At 62.7% G+C, this 3486-nt stretch carries 6 protein-coding genes and 1 tRNA gene; 4 read left to right on the top strand and 3 right to left on the bottom strand.

Annotated features, from left to right (window positions below; genetic code table 11):
- Nucleotides 1-129 precede the first annotated feature (129 nt).
- Both gloB and BG35_RS0107865 read left to right on the top strand, forming a co-directional pair.
- On the top strand, nucleotides 130-960 hold the full coding sequence (gene gloB / locus BG35_RS0107870) for a hydroxyacylglutathione hydrolase (RefSeq protein WP_236619829.1): 831 nt from the start codon (nucleotides 130-132) through the stop codon (nucleotides 958-960).
- A gap of 31 nt (nucleotides 961-991) precedes the next feature.
- Nucleotides 992-1381 carry a DUF2752 domain-containing protein gene (locus BG35_RS0107865; RefSeq protein WP_025782390.1) on the top strand — a complete coding sequence of 130 codons (390 nt, stop codon included), beginning with the start codon at nucleotides 992-994 and terminating at the stop codon, nucleotides 1379-1381.
- Between the two features lie 2 nt (nucleotides 1382-1383).
- On the opposite strand, the gene BG35_RS12800 is transcribed toward BG35_RS0107865, so the two are convergent.
- The 3 genes from BG35_RS12800 to BG35_RS0107840 form a co-directional block, all read right to left on the bottom strand.
- Entirely contained in the window at nucleotides 1384-1950 is a 567-nt protein-coding gene (locus BG35_RS12800) for a hypothetical protein (protein ID WP_236619828.1), read from the bottom strand.
- Between the two features lie 524 nt (nucleotides 1951-2474).
- Entirely contained in the window at nucleotides 2475-2678 is a 204-nt protein-coding gene (locus BG35_RS0107845) for a DUF8635 family protein (RefSeq protein WP_025782388.1), read from the bottom strand.
- A gap of 38 nt (nucleotides 2679-2716) precedes the next feature.
- Nucleotides 2717-2789: transfer RNA gene (locus BG35_RS0107840), tRNA-Ala, on the bottom strand.
- A 57-nt stretch (nucleotides 2790-2846) separates the two neighbouring features.
- On the opposite strand from BG35_RS0107840, the gene isiD reads away from it, so the two are divergent.
- Both isiD and BG35_RS10965 read left to right on the top strand, forming a co-directional pair.
- Nucleotides 2847-3074 carry a protein IsiD gene (gene isiD, locus BG35_RS0107835; protein ID WP_025782387.1) on the top strand — a complete coding sequence of 76 codons (228 nt, stop codon included), beginning with the start codon at nucleotides 2847-2849 and terminating at the stop codon, nucleotides 3072-3074.
- A partial coding sequence (locus BG35_RS10965) for a flavoprotein (protein WP_034417904.1) occupies nucleotides 3061-3486 on the top strand: 426 nt, incomplete at its 3' end. The genes isiD and BG35_RS10965, both read left to right, overlap by 14 nt.

Below are 3486 nucleotides of genomic sequence, written 5' to 3'. Positions count from 1 at the left end.
ACGCAACGTCCTCGCCGCCGGACTGGCGGCGAGGCAAAACGCCTGTGGAGCGGAAGGTAGGACGGGCTTGCCCGCACTTGGCCGTGAAGTAGGAACCCACCTGAACCAAGAGGCGCAGTTATGTCCCGCTTGAGAGAAGGAATCCCCGCCGGTCATGGCTGGGAGGAGGTCAACGGTTTGCGCATTCGTCGGCTCCCTGCCCTGCAGGACAACCTCGTTCCTCTGCTGGAGAAGCCCCGGTGCCGGCTAGCCGCCGTGGTGGATCCGGCGGAGGCCGAACCGGTAATCACGGCCTTGGAGCATGGGGAGATGGAATTGGTAGCGGTGCTGCACACCCATCACCACCGGGACCACGTTGGCGGAACCGCGGAATTGCTGCGGCGCTGGCCCCGGGCCATGGTGGTGGGCCATGGGAAGGATCGGCGCCGTTTGCCGCCCCTCTCCCATCCGGTGGAAGACGGGGATCGCTTTATGCTACTGGGTCGTGCCGTAGAGGTGCTGGCCATGCCGGGCCACACCATGGGTCACGTGGCCTACGTGCTGCCGGCCTGCGTCGTGAACGGCCAAAGGCAACCCCCCGAACTGTTTTGTGGAGATACCCTCTTCTCCTGTGGATGCGGCCGTCTGTTCGAGGGAACACCGGCCCAGATGCTCGGTTCATTGCGGCGCCTGGCTGCGTTGCCCCCCGATACGCGCATCTGGTGCGCCCATGAGTACACCGCCAAGAACGTGGCCTTTGCCCTTGACCAGGATCCCCACAATCCGGCCCTGCAAGCCTTCGCCCGGCAAGTGGCGCAACTGCGCCAAGCCCGGCTGCCCACCATCCCGTCCCGCCTGGAGGTAGAATTGCAGGTGAATCCTTTCCTGCGCTGCCACACTCCCGCCCTGCAGACGGCCACGGGCAAGACGGACCCGGTGGAGGTGCTGGCGGAACTGCGCCAGCGGCGCAACCGCATCTAGGCTGTATCCTGGCAGGGGTGAATCGGGCGCCATGATCGGGCACCAGCGCTGGCTTGCTCTTCTGCCCTTGGCCACCCTCGGCTACCTGACGGCCCGGGGCCAAGGGGTTCACCTGCCCGGGATCGTCTGCCCTTTCCGGAGCATCACCGGGGTTCCCTGCCCCACCTGTCACCTCACCCGCTCGGCCATGGCCAGTCTGCGGGGAGACCTGGGCTTGGCGTTGCATCACCACGTCTTCGGACCGCCCTTGGTGGCCTGGCTGGGCTGGGCTGCCTGGCGTTCCCTGCGGCAACGCCGCCTGGCGCTGCCGTTGCCCTCCGGTCGCCCCATGGCCGTGCTGCTGATGCTGTTGTTGGGCTACTGGCTGGTGCGGGTGGCGGGCTGGACCCTGTTGGGCTGGGCCACGTTCCCCGTCACCTGAACTCAGGCAAGCTCCCGGGCGCGAACCAGTCCTTTGTGGTGGATGTAGTTTTGCATGTAGAGTGCTGTCATTGGATACACTACCAGCACAGGAAAAACGCAGAGAATTGTTGAGCCGACTACGGCCAGGGAACACAGCAACGAAACAGCAAAATAGGAGCCGAAATTCTGAAACATCCCTTTGAATGCCTTGCTCAGGCAGTTGATCAGGTTTAGATCTGTTGTAAAGACATAGTGGACATAGAGTGGGCTTGTTAGAATCACCAGGATGCCCGGAATCACGCAGAGCAGCAAGCCAATGCCTCCGACGATGGTGAATTGGAAGCCGGCCAGCAGGTAGCGCAATGGCTTGTGCCTAAGGATACTAACGATCTCGCCAGGATTGGGACAGCGATCTGTAGTGTAATAGATTGCCGGCACCGCCATCATCAGGATACCGGCTAGATTGGCTAGAATTGTTGTAGGCAGCGAGCCAACCGTCGTGGCTATTATCGTGTATTCGCCGATACTCTCTCCCAGTAGAAAGGAAAGTGATGTGGAAAAGATGAAGTCAATCAGCCCAGTAACCAAGATCAGACACCAGATCGTGGCAAAGGCTGGGGGCATTGCCTTTCACCTGTCGCCAGGTCTTGGCAAAGCTTGGCGCCTCGGTGGACTTGGCTGGGATGCTCATTCCTGGATCGTCAAGACTTGCTCAACCATAGGTGCAAGGGAGTAGACGGCAAAGCCGATTGCTTGGGTCTCCTTGATGAGTGCCGACAAGCGCCATGGGATCCCAGGCAGGGAGACCCACAACGATCAAGACAGGGTGGTTGATGGGGCAAGCATGGAGGGTCGGGGGATTCCCACGCCCCGCTTTCCAAGGATGAGCTCCGCGGAAACGGTGGGATGGATTCCCGCAGGATCGCCTGTCCCCAACCGAGCAGGGTCCGGGATGGCCGCCTACATGACCTGAGGCCCATGGCTCTTTCCATGTCGTCTCGCCGGTTTTCCCGTTTCTCTGTTCTCAATTCTCAATGGCCAGCAGGGGATACTCCCCCATCACCGCTGCCAGCCCGTGGCCCATCATCCCATGAACGTCACCATGGACGACGTCAAGGCTTGCTGGAACTCCTGGCCTTGCGGGCGGAACGACCGGCAACCAACTCCAGGAGCGCTTCCATCTGGGCCATGACACCACGAACTTCGCCAGGATCAGGCAAAAGGCCATCCTCCTGGACCCCCTGGTGCATTTCCCGCAACTCTTGCCGAATGTAGCGCAGATGGCTGACCACCTGCTCACGTTTGGATTGAGACATGTGACCACCCTAGCATAGTCAGACGCCAACCGGGGCCATGGAGAGTAGGGGAGTCGAACCCCTGACCTCTGCGGTGCGATCGCAGCGCTCTACCAACTGAGCTAACTCCCCGGATGTCCACCATACGCGCCCCTGCCCCCAGACTGTGAACACCCGCCTTGCCGGATGATGGGATCCGATCCAATCAACACAACCGAGGAGACCGGGCGTCAGTTGGCCGCCATGGATGGAAACGCCGTTGCCGCCATTGCCCGCCGCCTGGAGGAGGACGACTATGCCAATGCCTTCGCGGGCCTCCAGGACTGGCATCTGCTACGGGCTTTGGCCATCCGCCGGCCGGATCTGGTCCGGCCCTATCGCCACCTGATCGACCAGGAGCCCTTTGACGAAGACTGAAGGCCCGGTTCCGGCGGATCCCCTTGTGGGTCGGCGCATTCTGGTGGCCGTTTGCGGCAGCATCGCCGCCGTAAAGCTGCCCCGATTGGTGTCCAGCCTGGTGCAGCAGGGGGCCCGGGTGCGCTGTGTTCTCTCCCCCAGGGCGGAGCAGTTTGTCAGCCCCCTGGCGTTGGCCAGCCTCTCCCGCCAGCCCTGCAGCCTGGAGGAGCACCAATGGGATCCCTGCCAGCCGCGGCCACTGCACATCGCCCTGGCGGAGTGGGCCGAGTTGGTGGTGGTGGCGCCGCTCTCGGCCACCACGCTGGCCCGTCTTGCCCATGGGCTGGCGGACACGTTGCTCAGCAGCACCGTTCTGGCCACCCAGGCGCCCCTGCTGGCGGCCCCTGCCATGAACACGGCCATGTGGCGCGGT

Origin of the sequence: Candidatus Synechococcus spongiarum SH4, from assembly GCF_000586015.1 — a bacterium.
GTDB classification, from domain to species: Bacteria; Cyanobacteriota; Cyanobacteriia; order PCC-6307; family Cyanobiaceae; genus Synechococcus_B; species Synechococcus_B spongiarum_F.
The sequence above is the reverse complement of the archived record's forward strand: the minus strand, read 5'-3'. Positions and strand labels throughout refer to the sequence as shown.